Below are 262 nucleotides of genomic sequence, written 5' to 3'. Positions count from 1 at the left end.
CATCAAAGTGATTTTTCTAAACTCATTCCAATCACACATTTCTCGATAAACTCTGAGATCAGAAGCTTCTTTCGTAAGATCTTCAAATTGATATGACAATCCACGAATTAAATTATAATTGAGGAAAAATTGTATAGTCATATATCCTTGATCGTGCCTAAAAAAGTTAGAAGTCGGGAATCTGTTATTATTAATCTGAAATTCTTCATTAGGATTGTAATTGTACCCTCTGTCATAATGAGTGAGCTTAAAAAAAGCATAA

This window comes from Acinetobacter sp. GWC1_38_13 (assembly GCF_001767535.1).
Classification (GTDB): domain Bacteria; phylum Pseudomonadota; class Gammaproteobacteria; order Pseudomonadales; family Moraxellaceae; genus Acinetobacter; species Acinetobacter junii.
Note: the sequence above shows the minus strand (reverse complement) of the source record.